This is a genomic window from Nitrosospira sp. Nsp14, assembly GCF_900113575.1.
Classification (GTDB): Bacteria; Pseudomonadota; Gammaproteobacteria; order Burkholderiales; family Nitrosomonadaceae; genus Nitrosospira.
The window spans coordinates 52,371-71,061 of record NZ_FOPV01000016.1 but is presented as its reverse complement, the minus strand read 5'-3'; the positions used below and the strand labels follow the sequence as shown (position 1 = coordinate 71,061).

The following is an 18,691-nucleotide window of genomic DNA, read 5'->3' as shown; positions in this document are numbered from 1 at the left end:
GGACGGGTTGCTGCATATATCGCTCCGCATTAATCTTCCGGAACGTGGATTTTACTTAAGGACGAAGTCGTCAATGAGAAGAGCATCACTTAATGCGCAAATTCTTTTCGGTGCATTTGCAGGCATCTTGCTGGGCCTGGGTCTTGCCATGTTTGAGAAAGAATCGGCAGCCGCGCAAGCGGGGCTGTATCTCGCTGAACTCGTCGGCACGCTATTTATCGATATGCTGAAGATGGTAATGATTCCGCTGGTGTTTAGTTCCATCGCGGTCGGGGTGGCCAACTTGCGGATGCACCGGCAAATGCATCGCGTGTGGAAAGCGACGCTGGGCTTTTTTGTGTTCTCCATGGCGGTGGCCATTATCCTTGGATTGACCGCGGCTAATATATTCCGGCCCGGTGAGGGGCTACAGCTTGAGATGTTTCAATCCGCCATGCAGGGGGTTCAAGCCGGGCAGATGCCGCTTTCCGGTTTTTTTGCACAGCTGGTGCACACGTTGTTTCAGAACCCGGTTGCAGCGCTGGCTCAGGGAAATGTGCTGGCAGTCGTGGTTTTTTCACTTCTGCTTGGAATTGCCCTGGTAATTGGTGGCGAGCGTTACACCAATATTCTCATTCTGCTACAGGAGTTTTTGGAGCTGATGCTGATGCTGGTGGGTTGGATCATGCGGCTGGCGCCGCTCGGTATCATGGCGCTACTGGCAAAGCTTGCGGCCACTCAGGACATGGCCCTGCTCGGCACCCTAATAGAGTTTATCGTCGTGGTGGTTGCGACGACATTGCTTCATGGAGTGGTGGTGCTGCCACTGATTCTTTATCTGGTCACGGGCATGACACCGCTCAAGTTCTGGCGCGGCGCGCGGGAAGCGCTGATAACGGCGTTTGCCACTAGTTCCAGTTCCGCCACTTTACCTGTCACGCTGCGTTGCGTGGAACAGCATTTGCACGTTAAACGCGATATCGCCGGGTTTGTCGTTCCGTTGGGGGCTACCCTCAACATGGATGGCACAGCGCTGTATGAAGCGGCGGCGGCGTTGTTCATCGCCAACCTGGCCGGCATCGAACTCAATCTGGTGCAACAGATGATTGTGTTTGTTTCCGCGATGCTTGCCGCGATGGGCGCGCCGGGCATTCCAAGCGCGGGAATGGTTACCATGGTGCTGGTGCTACAATCCGTTGGTCTGCCTGCTGAAGCCATCGCCATTCTACTGCCCATCGATCGTCTGCTGGATACCTTCCGCACCATGGTCAATGTTGAGGGCGATATGGTTGGAAGCCTGGTGGTCCAGAAACTGGTGCGAGGCCATCCTGAAGTCCCCGGCGTCTAGGCTGAACGTTTCACCTACGGCACGATAGATCGACAGAGCGCGCACGGTGCCTCTCTTTGCCGATGGGCCTACCACTGCGAAGTGTGACATGTTGTCGCGCGGCAATATGTCACATTCCCAAGCCGGTTTTCCCTTTTTACAATATCGCGATCGCCTGGGTTGGCCCGATCTCCCGTAATTGAGGCCGCAAGCAGGCGTGCGTAAAAGACCCGAACTTCTGCGTACCGACTACGGCAGCGAAATCTAGTCACTCGACGAGACAGGGAAGCTGCATCCGCAACTCAACCTGACTGGCTCCTTTAACCATGCTCCTGGACGCCCGGATGTTGGCCATTCTTGTGGGCCATAAATCCGGTGTTGAAAAAAGAGGCGGCGTGGCAACGGTATAAGCAGGAAACACGGCGTTAAGGTGCGACAATTTGCCACATTCCCCTGCGTGACGAAATGAATTATTCTCGTCCAGCTATCATACGTGAGGGGAGATGTGATGAATCGGCGCGCTATAGGGCTTTTTTTTCTGGGTGCCGCAGCAATTGGGCCGGCGATATCGCTCGCTGATCATCCAGATCCAGCCGCTGAGAAAAACCTCGAAAACGCTCCCCGTCCCCCAAAGCCGACGCTGGCGGTAGGCGCAACGCTGGATCATAACGGTCGACTCTGGCTGGCGAGAGTCGAGAAACAGCGTCTGGTCGTTTCATGGTCAGACGATAACGGAATAAATTTCTCCGCCCCGGTTGTGGTCACTCCCGAGCCCGAAAACATCTCGGCGGATGGCGAAAGCCGGCCGAAAATCGCTGTTGCGCGGGATGGCACCGTGCTGCTGACCTGGGTGCAATCTCTGCCGCAGAAATATGCCGGCAATGTTCGTTTCTCGCGTTCGGCTGACTTAGGTCAAACCTTTTCCCCACCGGTGACGCTCAACGAAGATGGTCGAATCACCAGCCATCGTTTTGATTCGCTCGCAATCGACGGCGACGGCAGAGTTATGGTTGCATGGATCGATGGACGCGATCGCGATGCGGCCAAAGAGAAGGGCGAACAATTTTCAGGCGTGTCGCTTTATACGGCGCAATCGTTTGACAATGGCGCCACTTTTCGTGCCAACCGGAAATTTCAGGAGCATACCTGCGAATGTTGCCGGACTGCGTTGACGTGGACCACTGAAGGCCCTGTAGCGATATGGCGCAATATTTTTGGCACTAACACGCGTGATTTCGCCGTGTCGAATCTGGATAAAGGCGGGGTACGGCGGGCCACCGATGACAATTGGCGGATTGATGCGTGCCCGCACAATGGGGCTAGCGTCGCGGCAGATCGCCAAGGCCAGCTCCATCTTGTCTGGTTTACCAATGGAACCGCGCGTCAGGGCTTGTTCTATAAGCGTATTAACGGAGATTGGGAATCAAGGCCGATACCGGTAGGAAATCCTGTGGCGCAACCCAACCATGGTGCGGTGGCTGTAGCGGATAAAACAGTCCTCCTTACCTGGCGGGAATTCGATGGGGAATCCTATTCGGTGCAGATGATGCATTCGCATGACGGCGGCGTATCATGGAGCGAGCCGCTTCGCCTGATGGGATCTGAGGGAATTGCTGACTACCCCATGCCGCTCATTGATAACAAGAAGATCCTGATCATCTGGAACACAGCAAAGGAAGGATTGCGCATCCACTCGCTAGAGCGAGTAACTGCACGCCACCATGGTTGACCCTAATACTCTGGCTCTGCAAGTCTGAGAGTTAATCAGCAAAATTTCGTGGGTCACGCCGTCCTTGTCGATAGCATTTATCGTCAAGAACGGGCTAGAAAATCAAAATCAAAATCAAAATACAAAAATGAAACCTATTGCTCTCGCCTTCGCGAGTTTGCTTTCGACTTCTTCAGCCTTTGCAGCTGAAGGGGTAGAGCAACACAAAAACATCGCCACGGAAAAGAATTTGATAAGCTCTGCCGGCAAGGAAGAGTGGACTAGTGGATCATCGCCGTCTAGCACCAATGTTCTTCAGCAAAGTGCCCAGCCGGGCTCAAGTATCTCATCGACCCCAAATCTGAGCCAGTTGGCCGTACCTAAGGCGCCGGCAGTTGCACCTGCAGGCGCGGATGCGCAAGGAGCGCGACCCCCGGATCCAACCAAGGGTCCTGATTCGAAGCACGCCAAGCAGCCTCCGACCGAGGTGAAAGAAACAGTATTGAAGGAAATGGTCGTTACCGGGGAGACTGAAAAGGATTCACATTACACCTCACCTTCTGTCCGCGTGACCAGGGCGCAGATCGAGCGGCAGAATGCCCAGACCACGGAAGAGGTGCTGAAGTATATGCCGAGCCTGCAAATCCGCCAGCGTTACGTCGGTGATCCGAACGGCGTCCTGGGTATCCGAGGCGCCGACATGTTCTCGACTGCGCGTAATATGGTTTATGCAGATGGCTTGCCATTGCATAACTTCCTGCAGGCGTCCTTCAATGGTGCGCCTCGCTGGTCACTGGTGGGGCCCAATGAGATCGATTCCGTAGATGTTGTCTATGGGCCGTTCTCTGCCGAATACAGCGGCAATTCCATCGGCGGGGTGGTTAACATAAAGACGCGTATGCCGCGCAAGCAGGAATTCTATGTCGAGGGCAGCCTCTTTATCCAGCCCTATAAGCTTTATGGGCCGGATAAGGGAACGTTCATCGGCGACCGCCAATACGTATCCTATGGCAACCGCATTCAGGACAAGTACACGGTATTCCTGGCTTATAACCGCCTTGAAGCGCAGAGCCATCCGCAGTCTTATTTCATCGATAACACGGGATTATTTGACGTCCCCGGGGGAACGCCCGTGACGGGCGGCATTCGCACGCCCGATACGCGCGGCACGCCAAGCATGATCTATGGCGATACGGGTCCGGAGAAAGTGAACACTCACTTGTTCAAGGGCAAATTCGGCTACGACATCACGCCGGAGCTTCAGGCACTCTTTACAGTGGCCTACGAAGATCGTTCACGCAACCAGAATCATCCGAATAACTATGTCCGCGAGCTGAACGGCCAGCCATTTTGGGGCGATTCCGCGCCGACCTGCAACTCTGTCGCCACCTGTGCAACTCCGGGTAATGCTTCGCAGGATGGAACACGATTCGATGTGATACAGCGTGGCTTTGGGGAGAGCCGGGATAAGCGTGAGACGCTGAACCTCGGGTTGCAGCTGCACGGCGCGCTGACTCCCAATTGGAATATCAACACCACAATCAGCCATTTCGACGTTCTCAAAGATATCCGCGCGACAGCCTTCTTCAATCAAAATGATCGAGAAAATACGGGCTCGGGACAGCTTCAGGATTTTAGAAAATTCAGCTGGCTAAACTACGATCTCAAGCTGAGTACGCCGGTCCTCCTGGGCAATGACAAGGTATCGTTTCTGGCTGGATATCACTTCGATCAATATAACCTGAGCTTCCGGCAATACGACCTGGCTGATTACGCCACGCTCACCCGTGGCGCGTTGCAAGCCAATCGTAACAATGACGGTCAAACATCAACTCATGCAATTTTCGCGCAGTCTGCATTCCGTTTCCTGCCGGGGTGGGATGTTACCGCCGGCGCGCGGCAGGAATGGTGGGCAGCTACGAAAGGTGTGGTGGGGAGTCTTTCAGTGCCAGATCGCAATGAATCGGCGCTTTCACCCAAGGTCTCGTTGGGTTATGAGCCCGGACAGTGGAAATACCGCTACTCCTTCGGCCGGGCACATCGCTTTCCCGTGATCGCCGAGCTTTATCAGTCGCTCAGTTCGCCCCAGAGCATCCTCATCGCCAATTCATCGCTCAAGCCTGAAAATGGGGTCCATCACAACTTTATGATCGAGTACGGGCTTTCCAAAGGCTACATTCGTGTAAATGCTTTTCGCGACGATATAAAGGACGCAATCCAGCAGGTTGTATCAGCGTCGGGCATAACGACAAGGAGCGGATTTCAGAACATAGGCGAGATCAGCACGACCGGCGTCGAATTGATCTACGACCAGCGCCGCATCCTTGGCTCCAAATTCGATTTCATGTTCAATGGCACGTGGATGAACGCCAAAGTGGAGAAGGGTCCAATTGTCAGCTTCACAGAGTCAACCGGACAGCAAGCCAACTATGACATGACGGGCAAGCAGCGCATCCGTTTGCCGCATTGGCGGGCGAATTTTTTTGGAACCTACAACGCCACCGAAGCATGGGACATTTCGCTCTCAGGTCGTTACACCAGCGATTCATTCAACGACCCGGATAACCGCGATCACGTCAACAACGTCTTCGGTGCGCAAAGCGATTTCTTTTTCATGGACTTCAAAACCAGCTACCGTCATAAATTCCAGAACGGTCTTAGAAGCCGGTTTTCGTTTGGCATTACGAATTTGAACAACGATAAGGCCTTCGTGTTTCATCCCTATCCGCAACGCACCTATCTGGTGGAGGCAGCGTTCAGTTATTGACTTGCCCAGCGAACGCTATTGTCAGGCTGCGACCCCAGGGGGATCCGGTTCGTTGCCGTAGTGTAATCTATTCAAACAAATTGACTATCCCATCCAGGCCGACGTAATTTATTGCATAGTTTGCCTTTGCCTGGACAACCGGCTTCGCATGGTACGCGACGCTGATCCCGGCTGCCTCCATCATCTTAAGGTCGTTGGCGCCATCCCCTATGGCGATCACCTGTTCGCGTTTCAATCCCAGTTCTTCGCGCACTTTATTCAATACCGCGGCCTTGCCGTGCGCCCCGATGATCTCCCCTAGAACCTTACCTGTCAGCTTGCCATCCTGTATATCGAGCGTGTTGGCGGCGGCGTAATCCAAACCCAGCCGCGATTTTATTCTATCGGTAAAAAACGTGAAGCCACCGGAAATGACCATGGTTTTGAGTCCGGCGGACTTCATCCGCTGAAGCATCTTTTCGGCGCCGGGACTCAGCCGGACGCGATGGTCGTAGACATACTGGAGCGCATCCTGATCTAGACCTTGGAGTAGTGCCGTTCGCTGTCGCAAACTTTCGGCAAAAACAATTTCGCCGCGCATGGTTCTCTGGGTAATTTCCGCCACCTGCGCTTTTATGCCTTGCATATCGGCGATTTCATCAATCGACTCAATTGCCAGCAACGTCGAGTCCATGTCCATCGCCACCAAGCCGAATTCGCCCAGCGAAACCATCGGGTCCACGAAAGCAAAATCGAGCTCGGCTTCGGCGCAATATTCAGTGACATATTCCCGTCGGCTTGCATTTTTCAACCGGAAAGCCTGGCCGGTGATACGGTCGATCTGGTTCGCGCCAGCAAGTTTCGCCAACTCGCGCAGATCCCTGTTTTCGACTTCCATTCCCTGGATGATGAGGTTCATATGCTGTTTAAGTTTTTATAGTCAACCGTCTTCGATAGAGAAGATTGAGGTGATTCACAGATCGAATTGGATCGGCGCGCCCCATCAAATGACCGGAAGCCCAACGGAAGAAATTCATGCCGCATTTGGCTAGGCAAGCCGGTGTATATTTCTCGGGGCTAACCAGGGGGCGTCCGAGCCCTGCAGCTATGCATCGGGCGCAAGACGCTTTAGCGGCAGCGTATTCTGCCAGTAATCGCCGTTTACTTCCATATCGAATTCCTCAAACATCCGAGTTGGGGACGAATTGAATTACTCAATCCTCGGCCAGAAGATATAATCTCACTTGCTTTTTTAAAGCGGCACGCGGCATTGTGACACTCGATGAGTGCCAAGGTAACCGCCAGCGTTTGAAGGTGGTTGCTGGAACAGGGTATTTTTTATGGTCAACCCGCTTAATATCGGAACACCTCTCAGTCGTTCGGCGACACGGGTCATGTTGCTCGGCAGCGGTGAACTCGGCAAAGAGGTCATCATCGCATTGCAACGATTGGGTATCGAAACCATTGCGGTGGACCGTTACCCAAACGCGCCCGGGCATCAGGTCGCGCACCGCGCCCATGTCATTAATATGGCAGACGGCGCTGCGCTGCGGGAATTGGTGGAACATGAGCGGCCACATCTTATCGTGCCAGAGATCGAGGCCCTTGACACAAGCATGCTGATAGAGATCGAGCGCTTGGGAATCGCTCGCGTCATCCCAACCGCGCGCGCTGCGCAGCTCACCATGAACCGCGAAGGAATCCGTCGACTTGCGGCAGAGGTACTTGGCTTGCCTACTTCACCATATGTTTTTGCCAGCACCCTGGAAGAACTGCGCGCCGCAACAGAAGCTGGCATCGGCTTTCCTTGCATCGTAAAGCCGGTAATGTCTTCATCCGGAAAAGGCCAATCCACTATAAACGGCCCGGAACAGGTCGAGTCCGCCTGGAACTATGCTGTGAGTGGCGGCAGGGTAAACCAGGGACGGATAATTGTCGAGGGTGTTATCCCCTTTGACTATGAAATAACTCAGCTTACGATACGCGCACTGGACGTCAGCGGCGGAGTGGAAACGCAATATTGCGAACCCATCGGTCATGTTCAGATTGAAGGTGATTACGTGGAAAGCTGGCAACCGCAGGCAATGTCCGCGCTGGCGTTGCGGCGGGCGCGCCAGATCTCGGCAGCGATTACGGCCAATCTTGGCGGCTTGGGGATCTTTGGCGTGGAGCTATTTGTGAAGGGGGATCAAGTGTGGTTCAGCGAGGTCAGTCCGCGTCCCCATGATACCGGCATGGTAACGATGTGCAGTCAGGTTCAGAGCGAATTCGAGCTTCATGCACGCGCGATTCTTGGCTTGCCCGTGGATACGCGCCTGCGGGAACCGGGCGCAAGCGCCGTAATTTATGGACAGATGGACAAACCCGCGATTACCTTCACCGGAGTAGACGAAGCATTGCGCGTGCCGCGAACTGACCTGCGACTGTTCGGAAAGCCCGAGTCATTCGCCAAGCGTCGCATGGGTGTGGCGTTGGCGAACGGTATTGATACCGTCGAGGCAAGGGAGCGGGCCAAGCTCGCTGCCGGCAGGGTGACTCCATTGGCCAGCGCCGATGAGTAAAGGGAAAGGTAAAGTAAAACCGAGCTTGAGCACCTCTACAGCCGCCGGTAATTTCCGGGTCTGGATGGGTACGAAGGAACAGGGCTGTGTTTGCGGGAATTTCGACCGCATTCCAGAAATTATTTGATCGGTAACCGTGCATCCGATGCGTAAAAACCGCGGGAGATTGGGAGATAAGCAAGTCCATGGGATTTTTTAACCAACGCAACGTGGTGGACGCCGGGCTGGGGCATATCCCAGGCCGGACAATTCTTTTGTTACTTGGCCTAAGTATTGCAGGCTGCAGCATTCCTACCAAACCGAGTGGTTCGGAGCCCGAGCCAGAGCCGATCGTAGCTGCTCCCCTTGCGGAACCGTCGGCGAAGGCACCGTGTGAAATCGAACTTGAAAAGCTCCTCGCGGAAAAAGACGCGCAGCATCAGGAAATTGAACGCCTGCAGAAGGTGCTGGCAGAGAAAGACGCGCATATCCGCAGTCAACAGGTCAGGCAGCAGGATCAGGCCAAGACATTGCAGGAAACCAGCAGTCAAGCTGCTCAGGCCCAGGTAAAGCTGCGACGTTTGGCCACACGCCCTGCCGCCGCCTCGGCTATTGCCGAAGTTGAAATGGTGATGGGAAACCTGAAATCGTCGCCAATCGCCGGGTCCGAACAGATACTACAAATGCAGGCACAGCGGCTGCTAAATGCGGCTACCGCTTCGTACGGGGAAGAAAACTATGCCGCTGCCATGGACCATGCTGCTCAGGCGCGTCAGTTTATAGATATGATAACGAGCAACCGCATGCGCAAGGCTTCGGATCAGGTCACCGTTTCGTTCCAGGTTCCTATTCCGCTGCGCGCGACCAGCAACAGCAATTTGCGACAGAAGCCGGGCTTGAGCTCCGTTGTGGTCAAGACCTTGAAACGCGATTCGCTGATGACAGCCGAGTCCTATCGCGGCGACTGGCTTCACGTAAGTACAGCCGATGGCGGCGCAGGATGGGTATTGAACACGTTGGTGGAAGCACAGGTAGGCAAGCCATAAGGTTAACAATGTCAGAATGCCCCTAAGCTTCGGTTTTTGCCAAAAGAGGACAATAAGCACGGTTGCGGCCAGCGCGCTTCGCCTCATAGAGCGCGTGATCAGCTCGTGCGAATACCTCTGTCGGCATTGTGTCCTCCGGCTGAGATTCAACTATGCCGATACTGACTGTCAGGGAGACTGCCGAGCCTTTCACAGTCGGATGCAGGGCTTCCACCTGGGTACGAACTCTCTCCGCAGTTTTCCAGCCCAACTCTGCTGAAGTTTCGGTAAGGATAATAATGAATTCATCCCCGCCGTAACGCGCGGCGTAATCAATACTGCGTATGGACTGAAGAAGTATCCGCGCTACAGCGGTGAGGATTTCATCGCCGGCGACATGGCCATAAGTATCGTTGAGTGTCTTGAAGTGATCGATATCCAGCATCAGCAACGTGAATGGCCGATGGTTGCGGTTAAAGCGCGCGAGCTGATCTGTCAAGATCGAATCGAGCTTGCTTCGGTTATACAGGCCAGTCAGACTGTCGGTTATCGAAAGTGTTTTGAGCACTTGATTCTGTTGTTGCATCGCTTCATTGGCTGCCATGATCTCCGCGTGGTTGCGGCGGAGGCGGTCTGTCATCTGGTTGAATACCTGTGTAAGATGACCGAGCTCGTCGCGGCGCGTTGCGCTGAGTCGCACCTCAAGATCGCCAGCGGCAATACGGTCAGCGGCGCGTATCAACCGTCTTAACGGCACCACGATCGAACGACCCATCTGGAATGCCACGGCAGTCACGACTAGCACGAGGGCGGCCACCAGCCCTAGAAAGATATTGCGCAGTTCGATCCAAGCGCCATAGACCTCGGCGCGATCCCGTTCCGCCAGGACCGTGACCGAAAGTTCGCTGGCGCCGTCTGCCAATCCGATGACCTGCTTATGTGTTAAACCCTGAAACGCAATCGAGTTGCCGGTTTGTGATCGAAGGCGGCTTAGTAACGCGGGATCCAGTTGGGCCAGTTCGTCCATGTTGGCATAACTGCTGATCAATGTTCTGCCGTCCGAATCAAGCAGCAGCACTTCCCCAGGGGGGGATTTGGTTGCACTTTTCAGGTAAGGTTTCAGGTTACGCAGGTCCAGTACCGCAACCATCGTACCTATCAGTACATCGCCATATGACAACACCGGAACCGCGATGCTGAGTGTCGGCGCGTGATATTGCTTATCCCAATGAGGTGGAACAATCACGCGTGTTTCCAGCCAGTTGCTGGGGATCGTCACGGACGTAGGCATTTCTGCGCTGCTGGCTACGACTTCTCCGGCCGTGTTCACTACCGTCAGTTCCAATATTGTGTCGAGTTTTTCTTGTACTGAACGCAGATAGCGAGCCACGGCAGCCCGATTTTTGCCGCTTGTGTTCGCCGGTCGGCTAACTGTGGTCAACCCTTCAATCACTACGATGGAGGCGGATGTTACCTGCGTCTCGTGTACCCGCTTCTCGACCCAGAGTTCTATTTCACGGATAGCGTAATTGGTGAGAGCGCGGAGCTCACGTGTGACATTATCGTTGATCTGCGCCTCATTTTGCCTGAACGAGAGCAGCCCCAGCCCTAGCGACGGCACAAGTGTTGCCATGACCGCGAACACGACAATCTTGCTCTTGATGCTTTTGAACATCATTGAATACGCTTTTTTGCAAATAGTCTGTTTAACGGACAAGTTACGACTGAAATGCAGAGTACTTATCCGAAAAGCGGCAATTGCGATTAGAGTTTTTTATATTTATACCGAGCAATATCGCGGATTTAGAGGCATTTTCGTGTTATTCGACAGGGTGACAACGCAATTCAAAACTTACAACCAGCTCGAAAGTAATCTGCCGGGTCGAGCTAGGGCAGGAGGCGCAAGAAATGTAGTGCTGTACCGCGTACCATACCATACTGGAGGAGACCTGGAGCCCCCCAGCACGAGCCTGAGAAGAACCGGCCAAGGGTCTCATTGGCGGATGGACTTACACCGCCCAGACTCATATCGCAAGGCCGTCCCAGCATTGAAGTGACGAATAGAACAGCCTTTAAGTCAGGCTCGTTACGTGGTTAACTCAGCAATCAGACTTTTTATCCGAGTTACACGGTCACGGACCGCGGCAATTTGAGTTTTTATTTTCAGGCGGTCAGGGCCGAATAGCTGATGGTCACGACTGCGTTGCAAGAACGCCACGATTCTCCCGGGGTCGACAGGTGGATTAGGCGTAAACTGCACCTGGATGTAGTCAGGCGTTGCTTCTATACGAGTAATTCCCAACGGTGTCGCTGCAATACGCAAGCGATGACAATCGAGTAATGCCCTGACGGGGTCTGGCAAGAGGCCAAAGCGGTCTGTCAATTCTACCTGAATCTCGTCCAATTGTTCGTCATTGGTGCAGTTGGCCATACGCTTGTACAGGATCAGGCGTTCATGTACGTCGCTGCAATAGTCTTCCGGCAGTAATGCAGGGACATGCAGGTTGATTTCGGTAGCAACCCGAAGTGGATGCTGGATATCCGGTTCTTTGCCTTCTTTCAATGCGCGAACGGCAGCATCGAGCATTGTGGAATAGAGATTGAAACCGATTTCCTGCATCTCGCCGCTTTGCGATTCGCCTAGTACTTCCCCCGCTCCCCTGATCTCCAGATCGTGCATGGCAAGATAAAAGCCCGCGCCCAGCTCTTCCATCGTCTGGATCGCTTCGAGGCGTTTTCGAGCCTGGGCGCCAAGCGCCTCTTCCTCGGGGATTAGTAAGTATGCATAGGCCTGATGGTGTGAACGGCCGACGCGGCCGCGTAATTGATGCAGTTGCGCCAAGCCGAATTTGTCCGCTCGATTGATGATGATGGTATTGGAAGTAGGGACGTCGATACCGGTCTCGATGATCGTCGTGCAGAGCAGCAGGTTGAAGCGCTGCTGATAGAAATCTTTCATCACGTGTTCCAGCTCGCGTTCCCGCATTTGCCCATGGGCGATGTTGATACGCGCCTCGGGAAGGAGCCGGACCAGTTTGTCGTGCATCGACTGAATGGTGCCAACCTCATTGTGCAGAAAATAAATTTGACCGCCACGTTTCAGTTCGCGTAGGCAGGCCTCGCGGATAACGCCCTCAGAAAAACGGCTGACGAAGGTTTTGATCGCCAGCCTTCGCTGCGGCGCAGTCGCGATCACGGAAAATTCGCGCAGCCCTTCCAGCGACATGGCAAGGGTGCGGGGAATAGGGGTGGCCGTGAGCGTGAGTACATCCACTTCCGCCCGCAGACTTTTCAATTGCTCCTTGTGGCGCACGCCAAAGCGATGTTCCTCGTCAATGATCACCAGACGCAGGTTTTTGAATTTCACGCCTTTCTGGATAAGCTTATGGGTGCCGATAACAATGTCGATTTCACCCTTCGCCAGTCCTGCCAGTGCCTGAGTTTGCTCTTTAGAAGAACGGAAACGCGACAACTCGGCAATTTTTACCGGCCACTCGTCGGCTAACAGGCTGAAGCGGTCAGAAAAATTCTGAAAATGCTGTTCCGCCAGCAACGTCGTGGGCACGAGCAGGGCTACTTGTCCGCCATCAGCCACCGCAATAAAAGCAGCCCGCAGGGCCACCTCGGTTTTGCCGAAACCCACATCGCCGCAGACCAACCGGTCCATGGGTTTATCCGAACTCAGATCCTCGATGACCGCGTCGATCGCGGCAGCCTGATCGGGTGTTTCCTCGAAACCAAAGCCCTCGACAAACGCTTCGTAATCGTGCTGGCCAAAACGGAATGCATGACCCTGGCGTGCGCTGCGCTGAGCATATAGGTTGAGCAATTCCGCAGCGGTATCGCGGACCTGCTGCATCGCTTTCCGTTTGGCCTTGTCCCATTGACCACTGCCCAGTTTGTGCATCGGTGCGGCCTCGGGAGACGCGCCGCTGTATCTTCCAATAAGATGCAGCTGCGAAACTGGTACATACAGCTTATCGCCCCCTTCATACTCAAGCGACAGGAATTCTGTCGCACCGTCACCCATATCCATGCTTACCAGGCCACGGTATCTGCCGATGCCATGTTGTTCATGTACGACTGGATCACCCGGATTGATCTCCGAGAGATCTCGCAGCATTGCATCGCTCACAGCGGACGCTTTACGGGAATCGCGCTCGCGTCGGCCATGCAGATGTCGGGCGTATAGCTCGCTCTCCGTGATGAAGGCGAGCCCTTCACCTGGGCAGACGAAACCATTATGCAAGGGCGCTACCCCAAGCATGAAGGTTGACCCGCTTGTCAGAAATTGCGCGTACCCCTCGCAGATATCGGGACTCAGGTGGTATTGCCGGAGATGGTCTGCGATCAGTTCGCGCCTGCCAACGCTTTCTGCCAGAAGTAATACACGTGCATTGGGGGCGGCGGTGAAATCCGTTATGAATGCAGAAAGTTTTTCTGCCGGATGATCAGCGCGGCGGTCGATCTGGAGAGGAGGGAGCGGCCCGGTCTCGGCTCTTATTGTCGGGTTTTGGGAGCCCAGCTGGAGCTCGACGCGCGAGTAAGGCTTTAACGCTCCAAAGAACGCATCCGTTGTTACGAATAGCTCGCTCGGTTTCAGCAGCGGCCGGTCACTATCGCCGCGGAGCATCTGGTAACGCGCCTGAGTGTCGCTCCAGAAGTTTTCGACTGCGGGATATATCTCCCGGTGCAGGCACAGGAGCATGGTTGGCGGTACATAGTCGAACAGGGTCGCCGTATGATCGAAAAATAGCGGCAGATAGTATTCGATCCCGCCGGGTGTTCCACCCTTGCTAATATCTTTATAAATACGGCTTTTTGATGGGTCGCCCTCGAATTTTTCACGGAAGCTGCCACGGAAACGGGTGCGGCCTTCCTCATCAAGGGGAAACTCGCGCGCAGGCAACAAGCGGATCTCGCTGACTGGGTAGACGCTTCTCTGCGTATCCACGTCAAATGTGCGAATCGTTTCGATGTCGTTATCCAGCAGGTCGATACGATAAGGCAGGGAGCTGCCCATGGGGAACAGGTCAACCAGGCCGCCCCGAACGCTGTATTCGCCGGGCGAGAGCACCTGGGTGACGTGGCTGTAACCCGCCAAAGTCATCTGCCGGCGGAGCGAGGCCAGATCGAGCGTATCGCCGCGCTTGAGAAAAAAGGTATGGGCCGCGAGATATTCTGGTGGCGGCATGCGATACAGCGCGGTGGTGACGGGAACAATGAGGATGTCGCACGCGCCGCTCATGAGTTGATAAAGCGTGGCGAGCCGCTCGGATATCAGATCTTGATGAGGAGAGAAGGTGTCATAGGGCAATGTTTCCCAATCTGGCAGCAGGCGGGTGCTCAGTTCAGGTGCGAAGAAGGGAATTTCTTCCAGCAGCCGCTGTGCATCGAGCGCACTGGACGTGATGATAACGATGGGTTTGGCTTGCTTTGCCAGCTGGGCGAGCGCGAGCGAATCGCCGGAACCATCGAAATGGCCATATCGAATCGTGGAGCCAGAGGGCGGGACGGTCAGCTTGAAAGACATCGCTTGCGGTACGATCGTAAATGTGCGGCAAACCCCCGAGTTTGGGGCGGCACTTTAAAAAAGATCGACATTATATGTCAATACCCACACAAATCATGGGGAGAAAAACTTTTTGCGTTCCTGTAAACGGCAGACTCGGCGCTTGATGTCGGCTTATATATCGGCGGGCGACCAATGGTCCACGATGAATTGCAGGGTAGAGTTGCCATTGAACTCATTCACCTGCAATCGGTAAACGGCATCAATTACCTCTGGTAACGTACTCGTTGAGGAAAACAATATGGCATCGTACGGGCGTGCCGGTTTTTCTGACAGGCCATGACGATTATCAGTAGTGGTATTAGATTTTCTCAGCTTGAGTTTCAGGTGTTTTTGTCCCACCACACGCTGATCTTCTACACGGAAGCGGGTACGGAACGCGGGTTGGGCAAAACCCTGTCCCCACACTTGTTGCGTGAGCTGCACGGCCAGTTCGAGATTTATTTCCGATTCGTCGAGGTCGCCATCGGTTTCAATCACATGCTTAAGATCGGCAGGCGCGAGCAACGCCTGCGCAGTCTGCTCAAAGACTTGACGAAATTTTTCGAAGTCGCAAGCACGTAAGGTGAGCCCAGCTGCGGCCGCGTGCCCGCCGAACTTGAGCAAAAGGCCAGGGTGGCGTTTTGAGACCAGATCCAGCGCATCCCGTAGATGAAATCCTGGAATAGATCTGCCCGATCCTTTTATTTCATCATTATTGCCAGGCGCGAATGCGATTACCGGGCGGTGGTATTTGTCCTTTATGCGTGAAGCCAAAATCCCGATCACGCCTTGATGCCAGCCGGAATCGAACAGACTCAGGCCGTGGATGGTTGACGACTGAGTTTGCTCGTCCGCCGGGTATTGACCTGGCAGCGCATCCGCCAGCAGCGCGAGCGCACTGGCATGCATGTCTGCTTCAATTTCCCGCCGTTTACGGTTGAGTGAATCAAGTTGAAGCGCTATCTGCAAAGCATGGGATTTGTCGTCCGTGATGAGGCAGTCGATGCCCAGCGACATATTCTCCAGCCGTCCCGCGGCATTCAATCTCGGCCCCAGTGCAAAACCCAGATCGTGGGCGGAGGCACACAAGAAATCGCGCTGTGCAACCTGCAGCAGGGCATTAATTCCTGCGCAGCCGCGACCATTGCGAATACGCCGCAGTCCATGATGCACGAGAATGCGATTGTTATTATCGAGTTTCACCACATCCGCTACCGTGCCGAGCGCGACGAGATCAAGCAGGCTGGCGAGATTAGGCTCCTTACCGGAGGCAAACGCTCCCTTGGCTCGCAATTCCGCTCGCAAGGCCAGCATGAGATAAAATATTACGCCGACGCCGGCAAGATGCTTACTGGGAAAACCGCAGCCCGGCTGGTTAGGATTCACAATCAAGGCGTCGGGTAGTTCATCTCCTGGAAGATGATGGTCGGTCACCAGCACCCGCATACCGAGCCGCCTGGCTTCGGCCACCCCTTCCACGCTGGCGATACCGTTATCCACCGTGATCAATATATCCGGGCCGGCGACGTCGGCGGCGAGCCGGACGATCTCAGGCGTGAGGCCATATCCATACTCAAAACGATTGGGAACGAGATAGTCCACGTTCGCGCCGAACTTTCTCAGGGCGCGTATACCAACGGCACACGCCGTGGCCCCATCCGAATCATAGTCCGCGATAATCAGCAGGCGTTTGCGCGCAGCAATTGCTTCTGCGATAAATCTGGCCATCTGGCAAACATTTTTCAGGCCCTCGAAGGGAGCCAACCGAGACCAGTCCACATCAAGTTGTCCGGGTTCTTCGATGCCGCGAGCGGCATAGACCCGCGCCAGCACAGGATGGATGCCGTAACCAGTGAGAGTATCGAAAGCACGTGGGGAGAAGTCGCGGGAGATGGTGCTGGGCATGCGCTAGAAATGACGATTCTGGATAGGCACCTAGTATACGCCTCGCTCGAATGCGGAATAAGGCCAAGCTGGAAGGTTGGAGTGGCCCGTCAGGTTGTTAGGAATTTATCAGTGGAATATATTTACTTCACTTTCCACCAGCGGGGACCGCAATTAGCTCCGTTTATCGTTGAGGTACGATGCGCTTACGGCTTTTCACGATGGTGTTGAGATGGGTCATTCTAAAAGTGGTAGTGCGCCCCAATTCCCAGATAGTCGACGCGCTGCCGCAAAAATTGGCCGGTGGGAGAGTTGCCATGAAAATACTCAACAAGGAACTGAAGCCTGCGGCCGAAAGATTGAAACCGGTCCAGCTGGATTCCGGCTCGTGCTGACACGTCGGCATTCCAGTTGTTTTGCTCATGGTTTTTTATATCCACCGCGGCAACCGGGCGTATTGACGCGAACACGATCCGCCACGGACTTCTGTACTCCATACCGTACTGTATCATCCACGGCTTGAGTGTGGACGGCTCCTTGTGAAAAATCCCGCCTCCTCCGCCATACACCCGTAACCCATAGGGAAGCTCATAGGAAAGCCTGAGATCGGCTCCTTCATAGCTTAGATTGATGCGCTCCACGTCGGTCAGCCTTCGCAGCAGGAACTCGTCACCGAGATGGGAGCTTTGGTGATAGACGCGGGCAAAAGCCGACGCCTGGCCTGTTCTAGCACTGGCATAAGCGGAGGCAATAAAATCTGTATTGATCAGGTCCGAGGATGGCGCCCCAAGATTGAAGTCGCTGAAGACGGCGGCCTGCAAACCCACCTCCCACTGCGCTGCGTATCTGCCTAAATTTGCCCGGTAGAAGGGTATGGTTTCACCAAAACTCACCGCCCCATTATTATTCCCGTCGATGTTGTTGCCGACATAATTACGGTAGGCAGCGGAAAAATGTGCCCACCGCGGGTCTGCGAGCAGGGGCTTGAACAGATGGTCTTCCGGGAGCATGCCGGTCGGGAGAAGGACCGCGCCCGCTGCCGGTATGCCTTCTTCGGTAATTGCCTTTGCTTGCGCTTCATCTTGCGCAGGGGCAACGGCGATAGACTGTGGAGCAGCAGCGATAGGCTGCGGAGCGGCGCCTTGCTCTACTCTTACCGCCGTAACGCCAGGTATCTCCGATAATGCTTGCAACACCTTGGCGCGCTCGTCCGCGGGTATCGTTTCCGCCTGGATCATAATTATGCCGTGCTGCACCTTCAATGACGGATGATAGATCCTGAAGCCCTGCTTGAGCACACCCGCAGCATATCCGGCGATATAGGAGTCGTCAGGTATTGCAGCTCTGACAACGGAAACACCGGACAACATCATCGCGAGAATAAAACGAAGTCGCACCAAGTTCCCCCCTTTTCAAAATTACAGACGCTTCCCTCTTGAAATCGCCTCGACCTCAAGTATTGAAAGGAAACGATGGGGGGTCGGTACGGTAGGGCACATATTGCGGTTTGGAGGGTTCCGTATACGCCCGGGTCAGCGTTTTCCTTACTATAATTAAACTGATTTTTCTTATTCAGGAATCAAGATGAATCAATGGCTATTCCTTTCACTTGCGATTATCAGTGAGGTCGTGGCTACGTCGGCATTGAAGTCAAGCGCTGGCTTTACCCAACTCTGGCCTTCGCTACTCGTCATCGCTGGTTATGCCACGGCGTTCTTCTTCTTGTCGCTCACGTTGCAAACGATGCCTGTGGGAGTCGCCTACGCCATTTGGTCGGGTGTAGGCATCGTGCTCATCACGTTGATTGCCTGGATCGTTCTTGGGCAATCACTCGATCGTCCGGCTGTCGTTGGACTGGCCCTGATCGTTGCAGGGGTGGTTGTGTTGAATGTGTTTTCGAAGTCGGCGATTAATCAGCTTCATTAGGT

Annotated in this window: 11 protein-coding genes; 6 read left to right on the top strand and 5 right to left on the bottom strand. The window is 54.5% G+C overall.

What is annotated here, in order from left to right; genetic code table 11:
- The first annotated feature begins 73 nt into the window (after nucleotides 1-73).
- The 3 genes from BM022_RS11300 to BM022_RS11290 all read left to right on the top strand — a co-directional run bounded on the left by BM022_RS11300 (nucleotide 74) and on the right by BM022_RS11290 (nucleotide 5,781).
- Nucleotides 74-1,327, top strand: a complete 1,254-nt coding sequence (locus BM022_RS11300; RefSeq protein ID WP_091139367.1) for a dicarboxylate/amino acid:cation symporter — start codon at nucleotides 74-76, stop codon at nucleotides 1,325-1,327.
- 487 nt (nucleotides 1,328-1,814) lie between these two features.
- On the top strand, nucleotides 1,815-3,035 hold the full coding sequence (locus tag BM022_RS11295) for a sialidase family protein (RefSeq protein WP_091139366.1): 1,221 nt from the start codon (nucleotides 1,815-1,817) through the stop codon (nucleotides 3,033-3,035).
- 127 nt (nucleotides 3,036-3,162) lie between these two features.
- On the top strand, nucleotides 3,163-5,781 hold the full coding sequence (locus tag BM022_RS11290; protein ID WP_091139411.1) for a TonB-dependent receptor: 2,619 nt from the start codon (nucleotides 3,163-3,165) through the stop codon (nucleotides 5,779-5,781).
- 67 nt (nucleotides 5,782-5,848) lie between these two features.
- Here the strand turns inward: BM022_RS11290 and serB are convergent, their stop codons facing one another.
- Entirely contained in the window at nucleotides 5,849-6,679 is an 831-nt protein-coding gene (gene serB, locus BM022_RS11285) for a phosphoserine phosphatase SerB (RefSeq protein WP_091139364.1), read from the bottom strand.
- A gap of 421 nt (nucleotides 6,680-7,100) precedes the next feature.
- On the opposite strand from serB, the gene purT reads away from it, so the two are divergent.
- A complete protein-coding gene (purT, locus tag BM022_RS11280) occupies nucleotides 7,101-8,321 on the top strand; it encodes a formate-dependent phosphoribosylglycinamide formyltransferase (RefSeq protein WP_091139362.1) in 1,221 nt (406 codons plus the stop codon).
- Between the two features lie 185 nt (nucleotides 8,322-8,506).
- A complete protein-coding gene (locus tag BM022_RS11275; RefSeq protein WP_256209135.1) occupies nucleotides 8,507-9,346 on the top strand; it encodes an SH3 domain-containing protein in 840 nt (279 codons plus the stop codon).
- A gap of 22 nt (nucleotides 9,347-9,368) precedes the next feature.
- On the opposite strand, the gene BM022_RS11270 is transcribed toward BM022_RS11275, so the two are convergent.
- From BM022_RS11270 to BM022_RS11255, 4 genes are all read right to left on the bottom strand, one after another.
- Nucleotides 9,369-11,003, bottom strand: coding sequence for a sensor domain-containing diguanylate cyclase (locus BM022_RS11270; RefSeq protein ID WP_091139360.1), 1,635 nt, complete (start codon nucleotides 11,001-11,003; stop codon nucleotides 9,369-9,371).
- A 408-nt stretch (nucleotides 11,004-11,411) separates the two neighbouring features.
- Nucleotides 11,412-14,858, bottom strand: coding sequence for a transcription-repair coupling factor (gene mfd, locus BM022_RS11265; RefSeq protein WP_091139358.1), 3,447 nt, complete (start codon nucleotides 14,856-14,858; stop codon nucleotides 11,412-11,414).
- A gap of 153 nt (nucleotides 14,859-15,011) precedes the next feature.
- A complete protein-coding gene (recJ, locus tag BM022_RS11260; protein ID WP_091139356.1) occupies nucleotides 15,012-16,784 on the bottom strand; it encodes a single-stranded-DNA-specific exonuclease RecJ in 1,773 nt (590 codons plus the stop codon).
- A 221-nt stretch (nucleotides 16,785-17,005) separates the two neighbouring features.
- Nucleotides 17,006-18,160, bottom strand: coding sequence for a DUF1207 domain-containing protein (locus tag BM022_RS11255; RefSeq protein WP_256209139.1), 1,155 nt, complete (start codon nucleotides 18,158-18,160; stop codon nucleotides 17,006-17,008).
- Between the two features lie 187 nt (nucleotides 18,161-18,347).
- Between BM022_RS11255 and BM022_RS11250 the strand changes: the two genes are divergently transcribed.
- Nucleotides 18,348-18,689 (top strand): DMT family transporter, encoded by a 342-nt coding sequence (locus BM022_RS11250; RefSeq protein ID WP_091139353.1) that lies wholly within the window; start codon nucleotides 18,348-18,350, stop codon nucleotides 18,687-18,689.
- Nucleotides 18,690-18,691: the final 2 nt, after the last annotated feature.